At 73.0% G+C, this 21,172-nt stretch carries 21 protein-coding genes and 1 pseudogene; 10 read left to right on the top strand and 12 right to left on the bottom strand.

The window, feature by feature from the left end:
* Window positions 1–52 precede the first annotated feature (52 nt).
* Entirely contained in the window at window positions 53–649 is a 597-nt protein-coding gene (locus tag ACGF4C_RS35940) for a suppressor of fused domain protein (RefSeq protein ID WP_393572328.1), read from the bottom strand.
* Window positions 650–1,185: 536 nt separating this feature from the next.
* On the opposite strand from ACGF4C_RS35940, the gene ACGF4C_RS35935 reads away from it, so the two are divergent.
* Window positions 1,186–2,313: a magnesium and cobalt transport protein CorA gene (locus tag ACGF4C_RS35935; RefSeq protein WP_393572326.1), complete on the top strand. Its 1,128-nt coding sequence runs from the start codon at window positions 1,186–1,188 to the stop codon at window positions 2,311–2,313.
* 129 nt (window positions 2,314–2,442) lie between these two features.
* Window positions 2,443–2,985: a hypothetical protein gene (locus tag ACGF4C_RS35930; protein WP_362140952.1), complete on the top strand. Its 543-nt coding sequence runs from the start codon at window positions 2,443–2,445 to the stop codon at window positions 2,983–2,985.
* 36 nt (window positions 2,986–3,021) lie between these two features.
* Here ACGF4C_RS35930 and ACGF4C_RS35925 read toward each other — a convergent pair whose 3' ends face one another.
* A complete protein-coding gene (locus tag ACGF4C_RS35925; RefSeq protein ID WP_393572323.1) occupies window positions 3,022–3,792 on the bottom strand; it encodes a hypothetical protein in 771 nt (256 codons plus the stop codon).
* Window positions 3,793–3,991: 199 nt separating this feature from the next.
* On the opposite strand from ACGF4C_RS35925, the gene ACGF4C_RS35920 reads away from it, so the two are divergent.
* From ACGF4C_RS35920 to ACGF4C_RS35910, 3 genes and pseudogenes are all read left to right on the top strand, one after another.
* Entirely contained in the window at window positions 3,992–5,305 is a 1,314-nt protein-coding gene (locus ACGF4C_RS35920; protein ID WP_393572321.1) for a magnesium transporter MgtE N-terminal domain-containing protein, read from the top strand.
* Window positions 5,295–5,874 (top strand): annotated as a pseudogene (locus ACGF4C_RS35915) (DUF1003 domain-containing protein); the annotation flags it as partial. The gene ACGF4C_RS35920 and the pseudogene ACGF4C_RS35915, both read left to right, overlap by 11 nt.
* A gap of 45 nt (window positions 5,875–5,919) precedes the next feature.
* The gene (locus ACGF4C_RS35910; RefSeq protein WP_393572366.1) at window positions 5,920–7,077 is read left to right on the top strand and encodes an Mrp/NBP35 family ATP-binding protein; all 1,158 of its coding nucleotides are present in this window, start codon (window positions 5,920–5,922) and stop codon (window positions 7,075–7,077) included.
* Window positions 7,078–7,181: 104 nt separating this feature from the next.
* Here the strand turns inward: ACGF4C_RS35910 and ACGF4C_RS35905 are convergent, their stop codons facing one another.
* From ACGF4C_RS35905 to sigE, 5 genes are all read right to left on the bottom strand, one after another.
* Window positions 7,182–7,826 (bottom strand): hypothetical protein, encoded by a 645-nt coding sequence (locus ACGF4C_RS35905; protein WP_030804944.1) that lies wholly within the window; start codon window positions 7,824–7,826, stop codon window positions 7,182–7,184.
* A 120-nt stretch (window positions 7,827–7,946) separates the two neighbouring features.
* Window positions 7,947–8,429 (bottom strand): sec-independent translocase, encoded by a 483-nt coding sequence (locus tag ACGF4C_RS35900; protein WP_030413928.1) that lies wholly within the window; start codon window positions 8,427–8,429, stop codon window positions 7,947–7,949.
* Window positions 8,430–8,545: 116 nt separating this feature from the next.
* Window positions 8,546–10,816, bottom strand: coding sequence for a trypsin-like peptidase domain-containing protein (locus ACGF4C_RS35895; RefSeq protein ID WP_393572318.1), 2,271 nt, complete (start codon window positions 10,814–10,816; stop codon window positions 8,546–8,548).
* Between the two features lie 121 nt (window positions 10,817–10,937).
* On the bottom strand, window positions 10,938–11,879 hold the full coding sequence (locus ACGF4C_RS35890; RefSeq protein ID WP_393572316.1) for a zf-HC2 domain-containing protein: 942 nt from the start codon (window positions 11,877–11,879) through the stop codon (window positions 10,938–10,940).
* Window positions 11,876–12,643 carry an RNA polymerase sigma factor SigE gene (gene sigE / locus ACGF4C_RS35885; protein ID WP_107052760.1) on the bottom strand — a complete coding sequence of 256 codons (768 nt, stop codon included), beginning with the start codon at window positions 12,641–12,643 and terminating at the stop codon, window positions 11,876–11,878. The genes ACGF4C_RS35890 and sigE overlap by 4 nt, the downstream gene beginning before the upstream one ends.
* A gap of 175 nt (window positions 12,644–12,818) precedes the next feature.
* Between sigE and ACGF4C_RS35880 the strand changes: the two genes are divergently transcribed.
* Window positions 12,819–13,502 (top strand): O-methyltransferase, encoded by a 684-nt coding sequence (locus ACGF4C_RS35880; RefSeq protein WP_393572313.1) that lies wholly within the window; start codon window positions 12,819–12,821, stop codon window positions 13,500–13,502.
* A gap of 240 nt (window positions 13,503–13,742) precedes the next feature.
* Here the strand turns inward: ACGF4C_RS35880 and ACGF4C_RS35875 are convergent, their stop codons facing one another.
* Window positions 13,743–13,910, bottom strand: a complete 168-nt coding sequence (locus tag ACGF4C_RS35875) for a DUF3117 domain-containing protein (protein ID WP_003985072.1) — start codon at window positions 13,908–13,910, stop codon at window positions 13,743–13,745.
* Between the two features lie 325 nt (window positions 13,911–14,235).
* Here ACGF4C_RS35875 and ACGF4C_RS35870 point away from each other — a divergent pair, with 325 nt between their 5' ends.
* A complete protein-coding gene (locus ACGF4C_RS35870) occupies window positions 14,236–15,036 on the top strand; it encodes an enoyl-CoA hydratase/isomerase family protein (RefSeq protein WP_393572311.1) in 801 nt (266 codons plus the stop codon).
* Between the two features lie 86 nt (window positions 15,037–15,122).
* Here the strand turns inward: ACGF4C_RS35870 and ACGF4C_RS35865 are convergent, their stop codons facing one another.
* Window positions 15,123–15,728, bottom strand: coding sequence for a DNA-3-methyladenine glycosylase I (locus ACGF4C_RS35865; protein ID WP_393572309.1), 606 nt, complete (start codon window positions 15,726–15,728; stop codon window positions 15,123–15,125).
* Window positions 15,725–16,168 carry a DivIVA domain-containing protein gene (locus ACGF4C_RS35860; RefSeq protein ID WP_393572307.1) on the bottom strand — a complete coding sequence of 148 codons (444 nt, stop codon included), beginning with the start codon at window positions 16,166–16,168 and terminating at the stop codon, window positions 15,725–15,727. The genes ACGF4C_RS35865 and ACGF4C_RS35860 overlap by 4 nt, the downstream gene beginning before the upstream one ends.
* Before the next feature lie 91 nt (window positions 16,169–16,259).
* Here ACGF4C_RS35860 and folP point away from each other — a divergent pair, with 91 nt between their 5' ends.
* The gene (folP, locus tag ACGF4C_RS35855; RefSeq protein ID WP_393572306.1) at window positions 16,260–17,159 is read left to right on the top strand and encodes a dihydropteroate synthase; all 900 of its coding nucleotides are present in this window, start codon (window positions 16,260–16,262) and stop codon (window positions 17,157–17,159) included.
* A 36-nt stretch (window positions 17,160–17,195) separates the two neighbouring features.
* On the opposite strand, the gene ACGF4C_RS35850 is transcribed toward folP, so the two are convergent.
* Window positions 17,196–17,951 (bottom strand): TIGR00730 family Rossman fold protein, encoded by a 756-nt coding sequence (locus ACGF4C_RS35850; RefSeq protein ID WP_030413937.1) that lies wholly within the window; start codon window positions 17,949–17,951, stop codon window positions 17,196–17,198.
* Window positions 17,952–18,074: 123 nt separating this feature from the next.
* A complete protein-coding gene (dapE, locus tag ACGF4C_RS35845; protein ID WP_393572304.1) occupies window positions 18,075–19,175 on the bottom strand; it encodes a succinyl-diaminopimelate desuccinylase in 1,101 nt (366 codons plus the stop codon).
* Window positions 19,176–19,215: 40 nt separating this feature from the next.
* Between dapE and ACGF4C_RS35840 the strand changes: the two genes are divergently transcribed.
* Both ACGF4C_RS35840 and ACGF4C_RS35835 read left to right on the top strand, forming a co-directional pair.
* The gene (locus ACGF4C_RS35840) at window positions 19,216–20,169 is read left to right on the top strand and encodes a heavy metal transporter (RefSeq protein WP_393572302.1); all 954 of its coding nucleotides are present in this window, start codon (window positions 19,216–19,218) and stop codon (window positions 20,167–20,169) included.
* Between the two features lie 319 nt (window positions 20,170–20,488).
* Window positions 20,489–21,028: an ATP-binding protein gene (locus ACGF4C_RS35835; RefSeq protein ID WP_393572300.1), complete on the top strand. Its 540-nt coding sequence runs from the start codon at window positions 20,489–20,491 to the stop codon at window positions 21,026–21,028.
* The last annotated feature ends 144 nt before the right edge of the window (window positions 21,029–21,172 follow it).

Here is a 21,172-nt window from a genome sequence, read left to right as displayed (position 1 = left end):
GCGGAACGGGGGTTGGTGAGCTTGCCCACTCGGCTCACCCGGCTCACCCGGCTCACTCCGGTGTGACGTCCAGCGGGACGGACTTGCGGGCCGGGTCCCTCAGGTCCGTCCCGTTCGCCAGCCAAAGCTCCTGGAGGGCCTGGGCGCCGTGCACCCGCTTCCAGGCGGCCTCGTTCGGGGTCATCGGCAGCAGCGGCAGGAACCGCACGGGATCCATCGGGGCGTCCAGCTCCAGATCCTCGACCAGCCCGCCCGGCTCGCCCACCAGGACCGAGGTGAAGGGCGCGCCCGGCCACAGCGGCTCACCCACGTCGAGAGAGGCGCCGGGGGCCACCACCACGCCCTCCACCTGCGGGGACGCGGCGAGCACGGCGAGCGGACGGAGCACCTTGTCGGTGTCGGCGCGGCCCGCCTTCACCGAGAGCACGAGCTCGGCGCGCGGCCCCTTCAGCGGATCCGCGACCACCGCCGTGGGATCGGCCATCGGCCGGTCGGACATCCCGAGCGTGGCGTAGCGCACCACCTGGTCGTCCGTGAAGCGGAGCACCTCGATACGGTCGGTGCCGAGGAAGGTGACGGCGGCGCGCGCGTCCGGCTCGCCCAGGCTCGTCCGCAGGCGGGCTTCGACCAGCTCAAGAACATCAGACATGCCGCGAGCATATGGCCGCCCCGCCGCCCGGCTCTCGCCGAGCTCGCCGCTCCGTTCGAGCAAGGGACCCTGGTCCCGTGGTGACTGCGCTGCGCGGCAGCTTCGTTGTTCGTATGGAACAGGCAAAGCGGCACCGTTCAGCGCCAGGCGGCTGATAGCCTTGCCGTCTGGTCAGGGAATGACGTTCGTCCCCCAGCGGGGACCGGCCGGAGGAGGTGGGGCTGCGGTGGATCCGAGTCGACCGTGCAGTACCGATAGTTCTCCTGTCATCCCCCTCGCGCAGTCACTCGCCTGATCGAGAGCTTCCGTACCCCGCCGCCGAGCGGCGAAACCGGGGAAGCGCCTTTGCGCCGGATGTAGATGACGGAAGAGCGCCTTCGCCTCTTTGTTCCGTGTTCTGCGAATCGCCGTCAGCATCCGCACGGAGCGCCGCCCGCTTTGCGGACGTACCGCCGGTGACCCGGGCTACGTCCACCTTCCGGGCAGCGTTGCGCCCCGCGCCCGCGCTGACGGCCGGCCCGTGAAGGAGCCCGCCCATGTCGATGATCCGTGACCTGCGCGCCGCCGTCCGCCCGTCCCGGCGCCGCGACGACGCCCCGTACCGTTCCGAGAGCAACGCCCCGGCCTGCGCCAACAGCGCCATCGTCGACTGCGGGGTGTACCGCGAGGGCCGCCGGGTGAGCGACCACGTCACCCCGGCCGAGGCGATGGCCTCCGTACGCGCCGACGGCGGCTTCATCTGGGTCGGGCTGCACGAGCCCACCGAGGCCGAATTCGCCGGTATCGCCAAGGAGTTCGGGCTGCACCCGCTCGCCGTCGAGGACGCCGTGCACGCCCACCAGCGGCCCAAGCTGGAGCGCTACGACGACACGCTGTTCACGGTCTTCAAGACCGTCCACTACGTCGAGCACGCCGAGCTGACCGCCACCAGCGAGGTCGTGGAGACCGGCGAGGTGATGTGCTTCACCGGCCGGGACTTCATCGTGACCGTGCGGCACGGCGGCCAGGGCTCGCTGCGGGCGCTGCGGCACCGGCTGCAGGACGACCCGGAGCTGCTGGCCAAGGGGCCGTCCGCGGTCCTGCACGCCATCGCCGACCAGGTGGTCGACGGCTACATGGCGGTGGCCGGCGCGGTCCAGGACGACATCGACGAGGTGGAGATCGACGTCTTCAGCTCGGGCACCAACGGCAAGGGCACCGGCACCAAGAGCTCCGCGAAGGGCGGCGACGCCGGGCGGATCTACCAACTCAAGCGTGAGGTACTGGAGTTCAAGCGCGCGGTGTCGCCGCTGCTGCGGCCGATGCAGCTGCTCAGCGAGCGGCCGATGCGGGTGGTCGACTCCGACATCCAGAAGTACTTCCGGGACGTCGCCGACCACCTCGCGCGGGTCAACGAGCAGGTGCTGTCCTTCGACGACCTGCTCAACTCGATCCTGCAGGCCAACCTCGCGCAGGCCGCGGTGGCGCAGAACGAGGACATGCGCAAGATCACGGCCTGGGCGGCGATCTTCGCGGTGCCCACGATGATCGCCGGCATCTACGGCATGAACTTCACCTACATGCCGGAGCTGAAGTGGAAGTACGGCTATCCGGCGGTCCTGGTCGTCACCGTCGCCATCTGCGTCGGCATCCACCGCGGCTTCAAGAGGAACGGGTGGCTGTGACGGCGGCCGGGGGTCCGGGGGTCGTCCCCCGGAGGACACAGCAAGAGGAACGGGTGGCTGTGACGCGGCCGCGTTCCACCAGCTGGGCGGGCCCCGGCGGGTTCCGCCCGGCCCATTAGGCTGAGCCGTATGACGGAGACCGTGTCGCAGGCCCTGCAGGATCGGGCGCTCATCGAGGAGGCCACGAAGAAGTCCGGCCTCATCTGGGTGCGGGGTACGACGGGCCCGGCCCGGGCGCTGTGGCACGTCTGGCACGACGGCGCGGCCTGCCTCGTGGGCGACGGCAGCGGCGAGCAGCCGCTGGCGGACCTCGGGCTGACCGACGGCGGCCCGGCGACGGTCACCGTACGCAGCAAGGACAAGGGCGGCCGGCTGGTCGCCTGGCAGGCCAGGGTCGTCGAGGCGGCGCCGGAGAGCGATGCCTGGCACTCCGCCGTCGAGGAGCTGAAGGGCAAACGGCTCAACGCACCGGACGCGGACACCCTCACCGAGCGCTGGGCGCGCGAGTGCCGGGTGCTGCGGCTGGAGCCGGCGGGCGCCGAGGCCGAGCAGCGGCCCGGCCGGATGCCCGAGGACTCGCACGCCGCGCCGCCGCTGGCGAGCCCCGCGATCACCCGCCGGCCGATCCCGGCGGCGCTGCCGAAGCTGCTGCGCCGCGGCCGCAAGGGTTGACCGGACGCCACCGGGCCGCGGCCCGGGCCCGGCCGCTCAGTGCGCGCCGGAGATCTGCGACCCGTAGTCGACGACCTGGTCCTTCGCCGGCGCCTCGAGGTCCACCCGCCGGTCCCAGTCGCCGAACCGGACCACGCCCGCGTCCCCCGCGCGCTGCAGCCGCAGCGGGTACGCCGTGCCCTCCAGGGAGACGTCCAGGACGCCGCCGGCGCCGGCCCCGGCGGCCAGCCGGACGGTGCGGACGCCGCCGACGGTGGAGCGGTCCTTGGCCGTCAGCTTGCCGTGCAGCCCGAGCAGGCTGGCGAGCAGGGTGTCCTTGTCGGTGAAGCCGCTGAATTTCCGGTAGACCGGGTCGGAGGCGGGCACCTTGACGTACTTGCCGCCGAGTTTCTGCGCCGCACCGGACGCGCCGCTCTTCTCGCCCGCCCAGAAGGACGGGTCCGCCTTGAGGTAGAGCGCGTTGCCGACCCGCAGCAGCTGGAAGGCGGCCGCCTTGGTGGTCAGTTCGCCCTTGGCGCCGTTCTCGGCCAGGCTCATGTCGAGCTTGTACGTACGGCCCTTGCTGACGACGTTGCCGGTGAGGTGCACCGTGCCGGCGTGCTCGGCGGCCGCCCGGGCCCTGGCCTGGATCTTCGCCGGGGCCAGCTTCGCCACGCCGTTGGTGCCGGCGTCCGGGTCCTCGTCGGCGCCGCAGCCGGCCAGCCCCGCGGCCAGTGCCGCGCAGACCGCCCCCGCGAGCGCGGCACGCCCCGTACGGCGGGCTCCGGGCAGGCGTCGGGGGCGGGCCCCCGGGGGGATTGCGCTCACGTCTGCTGTGCCTCCTGATGCGGGTGACCTCGACAGCAGTACGGCAGCGTACCTGGGACGTACGGGTGCGTCGGGGGGATGTGTGGCGGTCACCCTACGGCGTCCTCCACCGGGGCGGCGCGGGCCCGGGCGCGTTAGCCTGAACCCGAATTGATGCCTCGTTTCCGGCGAAAACGGGAGAGAAAGGGCGGCGCTCTGCATGGCAGTGGTGACTCCCCGGGTCTTCGTCTCCCATCTCTCCGGCAGTGCCGTCTTCGACCCCAACGGCGACCCGGTCGGCCGGCTGCGGGACCTCGTCGCGCTGCTGCGGGTCGGTGCCCGCCCGCCGCGGCTGCTCGGGCTGGTCGTCGAGGTGATCAGCCGGCGCCGGATCTTCGTGCCGATGACCCGGGTGACCGGTATCGAGTCCGGGCAGATCGTGATCACCGGAGTGATCAACATGCGGCGGTTCGAGCAGCGGACGTCGGAGACGCTGGTGCTCGGCGAGCTGCTGGACCGGCGGGTGCGGCTGGTGGAGACCGACGAGGAGGCCACCGTCCTCGACATCGGCATCACCCGGCTGCCGGCCCGCCGCGACTGGGAGATCGAGAAGGTCTTCGTCCGCAAGGGCAAGGCCAGGGGCGGGGCGCTGCGCCGCAAGGGGGAGACGCTGACGGTGGAGTGGTCGGCGGTGACCGGCTTCTCGCTGGAGGAGCACGGCCAGGGTGCGGAGAGCCTGCTGGCCACCTTCGAGCAGCTGCGGCCGGCCGACCTCGCCGGCGTGCTGCACCACCTGTCCGCCAAACGGCGCGGTGAGGTCGCCGCGGCGCTGGACGACGCCCGGCTCGCCGACGTCCTGGAGGAGCTGCCGGAGGACGACCAGCTGGAGATCATCGGCAAGCTGAAGGACGAACGGGTCGCCGACGTCCTGGAGGCGATGGACCCGGACGACGCCGCCGACCTGCTCTCCGAGCTGCCGGACGAGGACAAGGAGCGGCTGCTGGACCTGATGCGGCCGGAGGAGGCCGCCGACGTGCGGCGGCTGATGTCGTACGAGGAGCGCACCGCGGGCGGGCTGATGACCACCGAGCCGATCGTGCTGCGCCCGGACGCCACGGTCGCCGACGCGCTGGCCCGGGTCCGCGATCCGGACCTCTCCCCCGCGCTCGCCGCCCAGGTCTACGTCTGCCGGCCGCCCGACGAGACCCCGACCGGCAAGTACCTGGGCCTGGTGCACTTCCAACGGCTGCTGCGCGATCCGCCGTTCACCCTCGTCAGCTCGATCGTCGACACCGATCTGCCGCCCCTGCCGCCGGACACCCCGCTGCCGGTGGTGACCGGCTATCTGGCGGCGTACAACATGGTCGCCGCGCCGGTCGTCGACGAGAGCGGCGCCCTGCTCGGCGCGGTGACCGTCGACGACGTACTGGACCACCTGCTGCCGGACGACTGGCGGGAGTCCGAGCTGTACGCCGGCGGGGCGGCCGGGCTGACCGGCGCCGGGAGCCGGGCGGAGGCACCGGATGGGCGCTGAGGAGCGGGACAGCGCACGCGAACGCGCCCGGGCGAACGGCGCCTCGGCGGTGCGGCGCGGCGCCGCCGAACGGTCCCGGGTGCGGCTGGACGTGCCGCGCACCCCGCGCCGGACGTTCCTGCCGGAGTACGACCCGGAGGCGTTCGGGCGGCTGTCGGAGAAGATCGCCCGCTTCCTGGGGACCGGCCGCTTCATCGTCTGGATGACCGTCGCCATCATCGTGTGGATCACCTGGAACGTGACCGCACCGGACCACCTGCGGTTCGACGGCTACCCGTTCATCTTCCTGACCCTGGCGCTGTCGCTGCAGGCCTCGTACGCGGCGCCGCTGATCCTGCTGGCGCAGAACCGCCAGGCCGACCGGGACCGGGTCACCCACGAGCAGGACCGGCAGCGCAACGAGCGGTCGATCGCCGACACGGAGTACCTGACCCGGGAGATCGCGGCGCTACGGCTGGGGCTGGGCGAGGTCGCCACCCGGGACTGGATCCGCTCCGAACTGCAGGACCTGCTGCGGGATCTGGAGGCGGTGCCGGAGGGCCGCCGCGGAGAGTGACGAACGCGACCGCCGACGACCTTTCCGGAGGCCGCCTCATGCGCCGTACCATCGGGTCATGGCTCACGAAACTGCCCCCAGCACCCCGAGCGAGGACGCGATCCGCGCCGCGCTCGCGACGGTGAACGACCCCGAGATCCACCGCCCCATCACCGAACTGGGGATGGTCAAATCGGTGGACATCGCGGCGGACGGCGCGGTGGCGGTCGTGGTCTACCTCACCGTCTCCGGCTGCCCGATGCGCGAGACCATCACCCGCAACGTGAGCGACGCGGTCGCCGGGGTCGAGGGCGTCACCGGCGTCCGGGTGGACCTCGAAGTGATGAGCGACGAGCAGCGCAAGGAGCTGGCGACGTCGCTGCGCGGCGGCACCGCCGAGCGCGAGGTCCCGTTCGCCAAGCCCGGCAGCCTCACCCGGGTCTACGCGGTCGCCTCCGGCAAGGGCGGCGTCGGCAAGTCGTCGGTGACGGTGAACCTCGCCGCGGCGATGGCGGCCGACGGGCTGAAGGTCGGCGTCGTGGACGCCGACATCTACGGCCACTCCGTGCCCCGCATGCTGGGCGCCGACGGCCGGCCCACCCAGGTCGAGAACATGATCATGCCCCCGTCGGCCAACGGCGTGAAGGTCATCTCGATCGGCATGTTCACGCCCGGCAACGCCCCGGTCGTCTGGCGCGGCCCGATGCTGCACCGCGCCCTCCAGCAGTTCCTCGCCGACGTGTACTGGGGCGACCTGGACGTGCTGCTGCTGGACCTCCCGCCCGGCACCGGTGACATCGCGATCTCCGTCGCCCAGCTCGTCCCGAACGCCGAGATCCTGGTCGTCACGACCCCGCAGCAGGCGGCGGCCGAGGTCGCCGAGCGCGCGGGCTCCATCGCCGTCCAGACCCACCAGAAGATCGTCGGCGTGGTCGAGAACATGTCCGGGCTGCCCTGCCCGCACTGCGACGAGATGGTCGACGTCTTCGGCACCGGCGGCGGCGAGCGGGTCGCCGAGGGCCTGACGAAGACCACCGGTACGCAGGTGCCGGTGCTCGGCGCCATCCCGATCGACGTCCGCCTCCGCGAGGGCGGCGACGAGGGCAAGCCGGTCGTGCTGACCGACCCGGACTCCCCCGCCGGCGCGGCCATCCGCGCAATCGCCGGCAAGCTCGGCGGCCGCCAGCGCGGCCTGTCCGGCATGTCCCTGGGGATCACCCCGCGCAACAAGTTCTGAACGAGTTCTCACGAGGAAGGGGGCGGGCCCCGGCGGGCCCGCCCCCTTTCCCTTGCCCCGCGCGCTCAGCCGACCCGGTCGCCCGTGCCGGCCGTCAGCGCCGCTCAGCCGGCGTACGAGCGGATGTCCTCGACGACAGAGAACCCGAGGCCGTAGGCGCTCATCCCCCGCCCGTAGGCGCCCAGGTGCACCGGCTCCGGGCCGTCGCCCGCTGAGCCGGCCAGGACCCAGCCGTACTCGGACTCGCGGTAGGCGAACGAGGTCGGGACGCCGTCGACCGGGAGCATCAGCTCGCTCCAGGCCCCGCCCCCGAGGTCGTCGGCCAGCTCCCAGGCCAGCATCGTCTGCTGGTCCAGCCAGGCCTGGCGCAGCGTGCGGTCCATCTGGGTCGGCCAGGTGTGGTTGAGCAGGCCGGACCCGGCGAGCCAGGCGGCGGTGGAGACGGAAGTGGCCTCCAGTACGCCGGTGCCGTCGGCGCTGCGCCGGACGGGGCGGCTGGCGACGGTCACCACCACCGCGAACCGCTCGTCCTGCGGGGACTCCACCTTGATCGTGGGCTGCTCACCGTGCCCGGTCGCGCCGTGCTCGACGGTGCCGTCCGCGGCCGCGCCGACCTGCATCAGCCAGCGCGGACCGGTGAACGCCTCGTCGAGGCCGTACCACGGGAACGCGGCCAGCAGATAGCCGTCGGCCTTCCGGCCGACCGTGGCGGGCGCCTCTTGTTCCGCTGTCCGACTCGTCGTCTCCATCTGAGCGGAGCCTCCTTGTTGCCCTGCGTCGTGGGCGGCCCGCCCCCCTCAGGCGACCAAACCCCGGACACCCGGAGCATAGCCATAGGGGTCAATACAGCCCGGGCATACCGGAGTGTGTCAGGTGGCGTCGGCGTCGAACGGCGGACGCTCGTCCGGCGGCCCGTTCACGGGCTTCTTGAGCAGGTCCGGACCGCCTGCGGAGGCCGGCGACTCCTTGGCGAGGGAGATCCCTGAGCCGTTCGGGTGCGCGGCCGCTGAGCCGCTCTCGCGGCTGTGCACGGCGTCGGTGACCTCGGCCATCTCCGTGCGGAAGTCGAAGCCGTTACGGATCTCCTGGAGGTCCTTGAGGCCGTACTCGTCCTTCTCCAGGACGTGCTTGCGGACGAAGTTCTTGGGCTTGAGGTCGTCGAACTCGAAGTCCTTGAAGTCCGGGCCGAGCTCGTTGCGGATGTCCTGCTTGGCGCTGTCGGAGAACTCCCGGATCTTGCGGATGACCCCCATCACGTCCTGGATGACCTTGGGGAGCTTGTCCGGACCGAAGACGAGCACCGCCAGGACGACGATCGCTACCAGCTCTAGGGGTCCTATGTCGAAGAACACCTTGCAGCTCCTTGGGTCATCCGCGGCCTTCGTCGGCCTATGGGCCAGGCCGCCTCTCACCGTACCTGGCCCCGCACGTCGGACGGGAGTCGACCGTGCCAACACCGTGCAAACGATCAACCCGCGGTGGAGGAACCGAGCCTGAGCCGAACGGACCGCTCCTTGCCGTCCCTTTGGAGGGTGAGCGCCAGGGTGTCGCCCGGCCGGTGGCTGCGGATCTTGACGATCAGCTCCTCACCGCTGTGCACCGGGGCGCCGTCCACCGCGGTGATCACGTCACCGGCCCGGATGCCGGCCTTGGCGCCGGGCCCGCCCGGGACGACCGGCGGTTTGCCGCCCTTGCTGTGCGCACTGACCCGCGCCCCGTCGCCGGCGTACTCCATCTCCAGGGTGACGCCGATGACCGGATGGGTCGCCCGGCCGGTGTTGATCAGCTCCTCGGCCACCCGTTTGGCCTGGTTGATCGGTATGGCGAAGCCCAGCCCTATGCTGCCGCCCTGGCCGCCGCCGTCCGATCCGCCGCCGCTGTCGGCCGCGCGGATGGCGCTGTTGATGCCGATCACCCGGGCCCGGGCGTCCACCAGCGGACCACCGGAGTTGCCGGGGTTGATGGGGGCGTCGGTCTGCAGCGCGTCGACGTACGAGATGTCGCTGCCGTCGCCCTTCTGGCCGCCCGCGGTGATCGGGCGCTGCTTGGCGCTGATGATCCCGGCGGTGACCGTGTTGGCCAGGTCGAACGGTGCGCCGATGGCCACGACCGGGTCGCCGACCTGCACCGAGTCCGAGTTGCCGAGCGGCAGCGGCCGCAGCCCGGTGACGCCCTCGACCTGCACCACCGCGAGGTCGTAGCCGCCGTCCTGGCCGACGATCTTGGCCTTGGCGGTCTGCCCGCCGCTGAAGGTGACCGATATCTCGCCGCCGGTCCCGGCCGGTTCGACGACGTGGTTGTTGGTGAGGATGTGGCCCTCGCGGTCGAGCACGAAGCCGGTGCCGGTGCCCTGCTCGGCGTTGCCGCGGACGTGGATCGTGACGACGCCGGGCAGCGCGGCCCGGGCGATCCCGGCGACGCTGTCCGGCTTGCGGCCGCCGGAATCCCCGGCGGCCTGCGGCAGCTTGATGTCGTTGATCCCGCCGTAACGCTCGACGTACGCGCCGATCCCCCCGCCGACGCCGCCCGCGAGCAGCGCCAGTGCCACCGCGCCGGCCACCAGCACACCGCGCGGGGTCCGCCGGGCGGCGGGCGGCGGCAGGGGGCCGCCGCCCTGCAGGGGCGCGCGCCACGGGTCGTACTGCTGCCAGGCCCCGTGCGGGGCACCGGGGTGTTCGTGCGCGGGGGCCGGGCCCGGCGGCATGGCGGCGGCATCCGGCTGCACGGGCGCGCCGGTCTCGGCGCCAGGAGGGGCGGCCTGACCGGCGGCCGGACCGACGGACGGGGCGGCGGACGGGGCGGCGGACGGGGCCGGCTGCGCGGGTCCGGTCCCGTCCGGTGCGGCGGGGTGCGGCTGGTCGCCGAGGGCGGCGGCAGGGGGTGCGGCGGGGTGCGGGGACGGGGGCGTACCCGGGTAGCCCGCACCGGGGGCGGCTTGGGCGGCCGGGGCAGCCGGGGCGCCGTACGGGGGCATCGGCCCGGCGGACGGCGGAAGCACGGTGCCGTGCGCGGGGGTCGTCACCGGGCGCTGCACGGGCGGCGCGGGCGCCCAGGGCCCCGGACCGCCGTACGGCGGGGTGCCGTACGGGTCCTCGGCATGCAGCGGCCGGCGCTGCGGCGGTGTGCTGGGCGTTTCGGCGGAGACGGACGGCACGGCGGGGGCGGGTGCGGACGCGTGGGACGCCGCGCCCGTCGGCGCCTGGGCACTCTCGGGCGCCCCAGGCGCTTGGGCACGCTCGGGCGCCGCAGCCGGGGGAACCTGACCGAGCGTCACGGTGGCGGCGCCGGACGGCGCTCCAGCGGGCGGTGCGGGCGCGGTGACTTCGGTGGCCTCGGCAGGCACAGCGAGCCCGGCGGGCCCGGCGGCTTCGGCGCCGGTACGGTCCTGGGCCTGAGCCTGGCCGGTCGCCGCCGAAGCAGCCGAAGCGGCAGACGTCAACTCGTCGGCGCTGTCGGGGTGTTCGGCCGGCGGGGCGGCAAGGGTCCCTCCCGCGCCCGCACCCGTCGCCTGCGCACCCGCGGGCCGCTCCGGGGGCCGCACGATCCAGTCCTCCGGCTCCTGCACCGCAGTGTCACCGGAGCCGCCGGACGTTCCGGGCAGCCCGGAACGTCCGGACTGCTCCCCGGCCCCCGACGGACCCGCCGGGTGGCCGGCCTCGGCGGATCGCTCCGGGTTCGGGGGGTTTCCCGGGCGGCTCCACCACTTCAGCTTCGGCCCGGCGGCCTTACCGTCGTCCATGCTCTCCCCTACTTCGCCCGCGACCCCGCGGGCCACCACCACCTCGCGGCACGCGCCCGGTCAGGGGTGCGCCGCCCCAGGGGGATTCAACCAGTTCCGCCCGGGGCCGTGCAGCGGGCGGTCAGCGGCGGTCGGCGGCGGGGCCGTTCGCGGCGGAGCCGTGCAGCGGCCGCATCGGCTCCAGCGGGGGAAGCGGCGGCGGGTTCTTGCGCACCGGGCCGCTGCCGGCCGCGGCGGCCAGCGGCGAGAGGCGGTACGCCGGGGCCGGGCCGGTCGCGGCGATCAGCGGCGACAGGCCGAAGTGGCCGGCGGGCTGGTCCGGCGTCCACGACACCGACGGGGAGGCGGGCGCGCCACCGACACCGTCCAGGCTCATCGCGCTGGGCGCCGGGGCCAGGGTCGGCGCACCGGACGGTGGCCAGGTGGCCGGCCGGGACCGGGCGGTGGGGACGAACTCCGCGCCGCGCAGCAGGGCCGCGCCGTCCGCCGCGGGGCTGCCGGTGAGCGGGGTGACGGCCGTACCGCCGCCGTCGGTCCGTCCGCCGGCCGGGTCGACGGCCGCCTCCAGCGGGAGGGCACCGCCGAGCGCGAACGCCGCGAGCGACACCGCACCGGCCGCCGCGAAGGCGAACCGGCGGCGCTGCGCGGGCCGCCCGTCCTCTTGGACCCGGAAGCCGCGCGGCCGGGGCTGCGGGGGGAGCGCGGCCATGGCACGGCGGGAGTGGTGATCGGCGGGGACATAGCCGAACGCGCCGCCGCCGCGGGCGAATTCGGCGCGTCCGAGGGCGCCGTTGCCCAGCCGGCTGCCGGGAGCACCGGGGTCGCCGCCGGGCAGCTGTACGAGCCGGGCCAGCAGTCCCTCGGAGGGACCGGGCGGCGCCGTCTCGGCGAACACGCTTTTCAGCCGACGCTGGGCGTCGGCCTCCGCCTTGCACTTCGCGCAGGTCGCGAGATGCGCGAGCACCCGCTCGCGCGCGTCATGCCCCAACTCCCCGTCGACCAGGGCCGCGAGGCGGTCGCCGAGATGCTGCTCGGCGGGGGACGGACCGCCACTGAGGCTCACGCGATCCCGACCTCCCCCGTGGGAACCACGGCCAGCGCCCGCCGCTGCTCGCGCTCCGCACCACGCAGCGCGGGCGCGCGGTGCTTGAGGGCCTTGCGCAGGTGCGAGCGACCGCGGTGGATCCGGCTGCGGACCGTGCCGAGCTTGACCCCGAGGGTCGCGGCGATCTCCTCGTAGGAGAGCCCCTCGATGTCGCACAGCACGACGGCGGCGCGGAACTCGGGCGCGAGGGTGTCCAGCGCCTGCTGGACGTCGGCGTCGAAGTGGGTGTCGTCGAAGTGCTCCTGCGGCGCGGGCTCCTTGCTGGGGAGCTTCTCGGCCGCGTCGTCACCGAGCGCGTCGAAGCGGATACGCTGCCGGCGCCGGACCATGTCCAGGAAGAGGTTGGTCGTGATGCGGTGCAGCCAGCCCTCGAAGGTGCCCGGGGTGTACGTCGACAGCGAGCGGAAGACGCGGACGAACACCTCCTGGGTGAGGTCCTCGGCGTCGTGCTGATTGCCGGAGAGGCGGTAGGCGAGGCGGTAGACCCGTGCGCTGTGCGTGCTGACGATCTCCTCCCAGGTGGGCGGAGTCCACGCCTCCGCATCCGCGTCTGCGGCGAAGGTCGCGGTACGTGCGGAGTCAGCGCGGAAACGGTCAGCAGTGTTTGTCACGGATTTCGGCTCGGCGGACGACCTCTTGAAGCGCCTCAGCACCCCTCGGTCACCCGTCGTGGCCGCACCTCCCCTGGTGGCTCTGGTGGTGTCCAGTAGGGCCCCTACCATATCCACCTCGCCCGTTAGCTCCGGATAAGCAGATTTGACCTGCATTTGGTCCTGCTTCTGGCCTTGATTCGTGTCTCGCGCGGTCTTCACCACTGCGTCCCCCCGTCTTCCTCCTCCCCCTCTTTAACGCCCGGTCCCATCTGCGGGTTCCCGCACGCAGCGGATACAGTCACGGTTGCGTCAACTACGGGGACAGGAGAGGGCCATTACCGGCAACCGGCAGACGAGCTTGGCATTCGCCGAGGCGTACGGCGCCGGGACCATCGACGGCACCACCGAGGCCGCCCTGCGCTGGTCCCGTGACCGCGCACGCGAGGCCGGCATCCGCACGGTGACCACCGGCACCGGCGCGGCCCTGCGGCTGCTCGCCGCCACCGTCGACGCCAAGGCCGTCGCCGAGATCGGCACCGGCACGGGCGTGTCGGGCATCTACCTCCTGCACGGCATGCGGCCGGACGGCGTGCTGACCACCGTCGACTGCGAGCCCGAGCGGCAGGCCTTCGCCAAGCAGGCGTTCCGCGCCGCGGGTTTCGCCGGCAACCGCGCCCGCTTCATCCCGGGCCGCGCCCTCGACGTCCTGCCGCGGCTGGCGGACGGCGGGTACGACCTCGTCTTCTGCGACGGCGATCTGATGGAGTGCCTGGAATACCTCGCTGAATCGTTGCGGCTGCTGCGCCCCGGCGGTCTGGTGTGCTTCGAGGGCGTCTTCGCCGACGGCCGGACGGTGGACTCGGCGGTGCAGCCCGCGGAGGTGCTGCGGCTGCGCGAGCTGCTGCGGGCGGTGCGGGAGAGCACCACGCTGGTGCCGTCCCTGCTGCCGGTCGGCGACGGCCTGCTCTGCGCGGTCAAGCGCGGCTGAGCGCCCCCGGCCCCCGCATCACGTAACCCCGGGCCGCGGCCCTCGGGCACGCGATCTTCGGGCACACAATCTTCGAGCATGCGGTCTTAGGGCACGCGATCTGCGGGTATGCGGTGCCGGGGCATGCGAACGGCCCCGGCAGGCGGCGCGCCGTCACTGCGCGCCGCCTGCCGGGGCCGGGGTCTCGGCTGGGGTTCCGGGCTCACTCGGGCCCGGGCATCCGCCGGTGTCTCGCCCTTGTCAGACGGTGACCTTCTCCAGCGCCTCGCCGAGGGCCTTGGCTTCGTCGGGGGTCAGCTCGACGACGAGCCGCCCGCCGCCTTCGAGCGGAACGCGCATGACGATGCCCCGCCCCTCCTTGGTCACCTCGAGCGGGCCGTCACCCGTCCGCGGCTTCATGGCCGCCATGCTCGTTCCCCTTCCTGAAACCAGCTCATCTCAGCCGACGGCCCGAATAGGCACGTGTCACCGGCATCGAACACATTGCTTCCAGGCCATTATCCCGCATCGAACGACCCGATGACCAACATCGGGCAGCATCCCTTCGGCAACTCGCACCCGCAAACCCACCCAATTCGGGGAGCGGGCTGCGATACTTCTCCGCCCGCCGACTCCCGACGCGCCCGCAATCTTTGATGTACGTCACATGCGAACGGCCGATGATCTCCGGCATCCTGAGCGCTGACTGCCCGCCACGGGCAGTGCCGAGCCGCGACGGAGGGGATTCCCAACTATGGCCGACACCGTGCTCTACGACGTGACCGACGGACTCGCGACGATCACGCTCAACCGCCCCGACGCGATGAACGCGCTGAACGTCGAGACGAAGGTGCTCCTGCGGGACACGCTCCAGGAGGCCGCGGCCGATCCCGCCGTCCGCGCGGTGCTGCTGACCGCCACCGGGCGGGCGTTCTGCGTCGGCCAGGACCTCAAGGAGCACATCGGGCTGCTGGCCGAGGACCGGGCCACCGGCTCCGGCGGCACCATGAACACCGTGCGTGAGCACTACAACCCGATCGTGACCGCGCTGGCCGGGATGGCCAAGCCGGTGGTCGCCGGGGTCAACGGGGTCGCCGCGGGCGCCGGGGCGGGCTTCGCACTGGCCGCGGACTACCGCGTCGTCGCCGACACCGCCTCCTTCAACACCTCCTTCGCCGGCGTCGCGCTGACCGCCGACTCCGGGGTGTCCTGGACCCTGCCCCGGCTGATCGGCCACAGCCGCGCCGCCGACCTGCTGCTCTTCCCGCGGTCGATCAGCGCCCAGGAGGCGTTCGAGCTGGGCATCGCGAACAAGGTCGTACCGGCCGCCGAGCTGGCCGAGGAGGCCGCTGCGGTCGCCCGCCGGCTGGCCCAGGGGCCGACCGCCGCGTACGCCGCGATCAAGGAGTCGCTGGCCTACGGGGCGGGGCACTCGCTCACCGAGACCCTCGGCAAGGAGGACGAGCTGCAGGGCCGCGCCGGGGCCTCGGAGGACCACCACATCGCGGTCGAGGCGTTCGTGAAGAAGGAGAAGCCGGTCTTCCTGGGCCGCTGACCTCCAGCCGGCCGGCCGGGCCGGACGGGCCGCCCCGCGGGCCGGTCCCGCCCACCGGCCGGACCGGGTCAGCCGGCCGGACCGGATCAGCCGGCCGCCGCCTCCACCGCGGCCCGGACATGGCAGTCCGCCAGATGGTCGTTGACCAGGCCGCAGGCCTGCATCATCGCGTACGCCGTGGTCGGGCCGACGAAGCGGAAGCCGCGCTTCTTGAGGTCCTTGGCGAGCGCCGTGGACTCCGGGGTCACCGGCTGCACCTCGCCCACCGTGTGCGGCACCGGGCGGCCGGCCCGGTCGGGGGCGTAGGACCAGATCAGCTCGTCGAGCTCGCCGGGGGCCAGCGCGGCGGCGACCTTGGCGTTGTTGATCGTCGCGGCGATCTTGGCGCGGTTGCGGATGATGCCGGGGTCGGCGAGCAGCCGCTCGGCGTCCGCCTCGGTGAACCGCGCCACCGCCGCTATCCGGAACCCGGCGAACGCGGCGCGGAACCCGGGGCGGCGCCGCAGGATCGTGATCCACGAGAGGCCGGACTGGAACGCCTCCAGGCTCATCCGCTCGAAGAGCGCGTCGTCGCCGTGGACCGGCAGGCCCCATTCCGTGTCGTGGTAGGCGCGGTAGTCCGCCATCTGCGCGGACTCCATGCCCCACGGGCAGCGCGGGATGCCGTCCGGCTCCGTCACCACACCGCTCATCGGCCCTCCCCCTCTTCCGGGCCGCGCGGCGCCCCGGTCCCGTCCGCGTCCCCCGAGCGGCCGCCGCCGGCCCCCGGTCGGGTCTCCGGCACCGGCCCGGGCGCGGCCGGGCCGTCCTGTATGAGCCCCGGGCCGCCCATCGCCGCGGCGTGCGCCCCGGCCAGTGCGGCCTCCAGCTCGGCGATCCGGGAGTCCCGCTCGGCCAGCTCGGCACCCAGCCGGTCCAGGACCCCGTCGACGTCGTCCATGCGGTAGCCCCGCACGGTCACCGGCAGCCGGACGGCGTCCACGTCGGCACGGCCCAGCGGGCGGTCCACGGGCAGCGGGTCGGACAGCCGGTCCGGCTCCGCGTCCCGCAGGCCACCGCCGTCACCGCCGACGACCACGAGCGTGACCGCGGCGACCACCACGACCATCGCGATCAGCAAGAACCAGAACACGACCAACTCCCCGGACTTGTGCCTGCTCCGATCGTGCCATGCGGGTGTGACAGTTAGGGTCGCTCCCGGACCACGGAGAGGAAGTCAGGGAATGCTGCGGCTGGGTAATCGCGAGTTCGGACCGGACGAGCGGGTGATCATGGCGATCGTCAACCGGACTCCGGACTCGTTCTACGACCGGGGCGCCACCTTCCGTGACGAGCCGGCGCTGGCCCGGGTGGAACAGGCGGTGGCCGAGGGCGCCGCGATCATCGACATCGGCGGCGTCAAGGCGGGGCCCGGCGAGGAGGTCAGCGCCGAGGAGGAGGCCCGCCGCACGGTCGGTTTCGTGGCCGAGGTGCGCAAGCGGTTCCCCGATGTGGTGATCAGCGTCGACACCTGGCGGCACGAGGTCGGCGAGGCGGTCTGCGAGGCCGGGGCGGACCTGCTCAACGACGCCTGGGGCGGGGTCGATCCGCTGCTGGCCGAGGTGGCCGCGCGGTACGGCGTCGGCCTGGTGTGCACCCACGCCGGCGGGGTCGAGCCGCGCACCCGACCGCACCGGGTCGGCTACGACGACGTGATGGCCGACATCCTGCGGGTCACCCTCGGACTGGCGGAGCGGGCCGTGGAGTTGGGCGTACGGCGGGACGCGATCCTGATCGACCCGGGGCACGACTTCGGCAAGAACACCCGGCACAGCCTGGAGGCGACCCGCCGGCTGGACGAGATGACCGCCACCGTTCCCCAAGCTCTCGGCTTCGCTCGAGCAGGGGATACCCCATTGCCGGTGCTGGTCTCGCTGTCCAACAAGGACTTCGTCGGCGAGACGCTCGACCGGCCGGTCAAGGAGCGGCTGCTGGGCACCCTCGCGACCACGGCCGTCTCGGCCTGGCTGGGCGCCCAGGTCTACCGCGTCCACGAGGTCGCCGAGACCCGACAGATCCTCGACATGGTCTCCTCGATCGCCGGCCACCGGCCCCCGGCGGTCGCCCGCCGGGGCCTGGCCTGAGGGACGCCCGACCGACCGGGCCTGCTCAGGGCCGGATCAGGGCTGGATGCCGACCTCCTTGGTCACCAACGTGATCGCCTCGTCCACGTCGTCGCTGAGGTGGAACAGCTCCAGGTCGTGCATCGACGCCTTGCCCTGGGCGATGAGGGTGTCGCGCACCCAGTCGACCAGGCCGGACCAGTAGTCGGTGCCGAACAGCACGATCGGGAAGCGGGTGACCTTGCGGGTCTGGACGAGGGTGAGCGCCTCGAAGAGCTCGTCGAGGGTGCCCAGCCCACCGGGCAGCACCACGAATCCCCGGGCGTACTTCACAAAACACGTCTTGCGGACGAAGAAGTACCGGAAGTCGACACCGAGGTTCACGTACGGGTTCATGCCCTGCTCGAAGGGCAGCTCGATGCCCAGTCCGACGGAGGTGCCACCGGCCTCGTGGGCGCCCTTGTTGGCGGCTTCCATGGCGCCCGGACCGCCCCCGGTGATCACCGCGAAGCCCGCCTCCACCAGGGCCCGTCCGATCCGCACGCCGATCTCGTACTCCTTGGAGTCGCGCGGCGTACGGGCCGAACCGAAGACGCTGACGGCCGGGCCCAGCTCGGCCAGCGCGCCGAAGCCCTCGACGAACTCCGACTGGATGCGCATCACGCGCCAGGGGTCGGTGTGCACCCACTCGGAGGGGCCTGCGGAGTCCAGCAGCCGCTGGTCGGTGGTGCCGGCCTGCACCTGGTCGTGGCGGCGCAGAACGCGACCCAGCCGCTGCTCACCGGGGGCCGGTGCTCCCTCGGGACTGGCCATGACATGCTCCCTCCGCTGACGATCGTTTGCCGTTTCAGCGTAGATCCGACGGCCTGAAGCGCAGGGGAATTCGGCTGGTCCGCCCGGGGTCGGCGATAGGTCCCGGGGGCGTTTGCCGGCTCCTCAGGCGGTGAGCCAGGCGCGCAGCCGCTCCTCGCAGTGCGCGATGCGCCCGGTCTCGACCCGTTCGTCCTTCTTGTGCGCGAGCAGCGCGTCCCCCGGGCCGTAGTTGACGGCCGGGACGCCGAGGGCGCTGAAACGGGAGACGTCGGTCCAGCCGAACTTGGGCATCGCCGTGCCGCCGACGGCCGCCATGAACGCCTTGGCCGCGGGGTGCGACAGCCCGGGCAGCGCGCCCGGGGAGTGGTCGTCGACCACGAACTCGTCGACCGGGCAGTCCGCGAACACCTCGCGGACGTGGGCGATCGCCTCGTCCGGGGTCCGGTCGGGGGCGTAGCGGAAGTTGACGGTGACCGTGCAGGCGTCGGGGATGACGTTGCCGGCGACGCCGCCCTCGATACGGACGGCGTTGAGGCCCTCGCGGTATTCGAGGCCGTCGATCACCGGCCGGCGCGGCTCGTAGGCTGCGAGCTTCGCGAGGATCGGGGCGGCGGCGTGGAGGGCGTTGGCGCCCATCCAGCTGCGGGCGGAGTGCGCGCGCTCCCCGGTGGTGCGCAGCAGGACCCGGAGGGTGCCCTGGCAGCCGCCCTCCACCTGGCCGTAGGAGGGCTCCAGGAGGACGGCGAAGTCACCGGCGAGCCACTCGGGGTGGGCGTCGGCGACATGGCCGAGGCCGTTGAGGTGCGCGGCGACCTCTTCGTTGTCGTAGAAGACGAAGGTGAGGTCCCGGTTGGGCGCGGGGACCGTGGCGGCCATCCGCAGCTGGAGGGCGACGCCGGACTTCATGTCGCTGGTGCCGCAGCCCCACAGGACGCCGTCCTCGTCGAGCCGGGACGGGACATTGGGGGGGTTGTCCGCGATCGGCACGGTGTCGAGGTGTCCGGCGAGCACCACCCGCTCGTCGCGGCCGAGCTGCGTACGGGCCACCACGTTGTTGCCGTACCGGTCGACGGTCAGGTGCGGCAGGGCGCGCAGGGCGTTCTCGACCGCGTCGGCGAGGTCCTTCTCGTTGCCGCTCTCGGAGGGGATGTCGACCAGCTGCGCGGTGAGCGCGGCGGCGTCGAGCGACAGGTCGAGGACCGGGGGATGTGTGGTGCGCTCCATGGTTCCGACCCTATCGGCAGCACTCCAGTACGGTGGGCTCGTGTCCGCCCGCCCCGCCTTTGCCGTCCGCCGCACGCGTCTGTGGCGTTTCGCCGCAGCCTTCGCCGTACTGCTCGGGCTGGCCGGCTACCTCCTGGTGCAGTACATCACCGGCGGCCCCGGGGCGCCGCACTGCACGGTGCGCGCCGAAGGGGACGAGGAGGCGTACGAGCTGTCGCCGGAGCAGGCCGCGAACGCCGCGACGATCTCGGCGGTGGCGTCCTCGCGGGGCCTGCCGGAGCGCGCGGTGACCATCGCGCTGGCGACCGCGATGCAGGAGTCCGGGCTGCGCAACATCGAATTCGGCGACCGGGACTCGGTCGGGCTCTTCCAGCAACGTCCGTCCCAGGACTGGGGCACGGTGCGGCAGATCATGGACCCGGTCTATTCGGCCGGGGAGTTCTACCGGCATCTGGCGAAGGTTCCCGGCTACTCCCGGCTGCCGCTGACCGTCGCCGCGCAGAGGGTGCAGCGCAGCGGCTATCCGCAGGCGTACGCGAAGCACGAGGCGAACGCCGCGCGGCTGACCGGCGCGCTGACCGGGCGCGACCCGGGCGCGATGACCTGCACGGAGAGCCGGCCGGAGGACAGCCGGGCGGGCGGCGCCGCGACGGTGCGGGAGAAGCTGGTGCGGGAGTTCGGGGCCGGGGTGCTGCCGCGGACGGACGCCGCCGGGGGCCGCGGTGCGGGCGGGGGCCGCGGGCTGACGGTGCCGGTGGGGCAAGGCGGTCAAGGCGGTCAAGGCGGCCAGGGCGCAGTCCCGGGTTCCGGGGGTGCCCGGCGCGGCTGGGAGCTGGCGACCTGGGCGATGGCGCACTCCGCGGAGCTGCGCATCGAACAGATCTCTTACGCCGGCCGGACGTGGACGGCGGCCGATTCGGGGAAGGGCTGGCAGAACCGGCCGGGTGGTTCCGCGGCGGACGGGCGCGACGTTCGTATCATCACCGCGCAATAGTTTGCGGCATCGCCCGTAAGGGTTCCCCGGGAGCACCGGCGGCGGCAATTCCCTTGGAATTGGCGCGAGTTGACGTCCGAGGGAATGCCTTTCCCGTCAATTCCCTTGCCGGACAAGGGCCGTGACGTTTCCGCACCCGCGGATGCGTGTCCATATCGCCCTTCTTTCGGCACGCCCGATTATGCGATGCGTTACCAACTCTTTACCGGAGTTCACCGCAACCTTCGGGGGTCTGGCGCGGTAGTCAAGGCGTCCGCCCGGCGGACATGGCACAGCACATCTGTCAGAAGTCCGAGTCCTTCTCCGTAAAAGGAGCACCATGTCCCTCCCCGTTACGCGTCGGATCGCCCGAGCCGCCCTGCTCGTCGCAGCAGGCGCCGCTCCCGTGGTCGCTGCGGCCGGTACCGCGAGCGCAGCGAACCTGCCTGTCAAGGCACCCGACCTGGTCGGCGGACTCACGGCGCCCCTGGACTCCCACAAGACGGGCGACACCCTCGACCGCGCCGCGCACCACGGCGTCGGCGTGCTGAACGAGGCCGGCAACAAGGCGGCGACCAAGCTCGCCCCGGCGCTGGTCGAGACCGCCGGCCCGGTCGTCAAGAAGGCCATGCCGCTCACCCAGGGCGCGACGGACAAGGCCGAGAAGGTGGTGCGCCCGGTCGCCAAGGACGGGCTCTCGACCGACTCGCTGCCGCTCAAGGCGGCCGGCGGTCTGCTCGGCGCGCCGGACGCGCTGGCCGGCAAGGCCGCCGGGCTGCTGGGCGCGCCGGACGCGCTGGCCGGCAAGGCCACCGGGCTGGTCGGCAAGCAGGCGCCGGGCGGGCTGCTCGGCGGGCTGCCGGTCGGCGGCAAGGCGTAAAGGACGCGCCGGCGACGCGCGGACGCGCAGGGGCCCGGGGAGAGTGTCTGACGCTGTTGGTTAATTCGGGCCCTGCCTGCTTCGCCCCGCTGGTAGTCCAGTGGGGCGAAGTGCTGCCAGGTGGGAGGTTCGGGTGCGGGCTCG

The sequence above is a fragment of the Streptomyces sp. NPDC048197 genome (assembly GCF_043202395.1).
Classification (GTDB): domain Bacteria; phylum Actinomycetota; class Actinomycetes; order Streptomycetales; family Streptomycetaceae; genus Streptomyces; species Streptomyces siderophoricus.
This window is presented reverse-complemented; position numbering and strand designations above follow the sequence as displayed.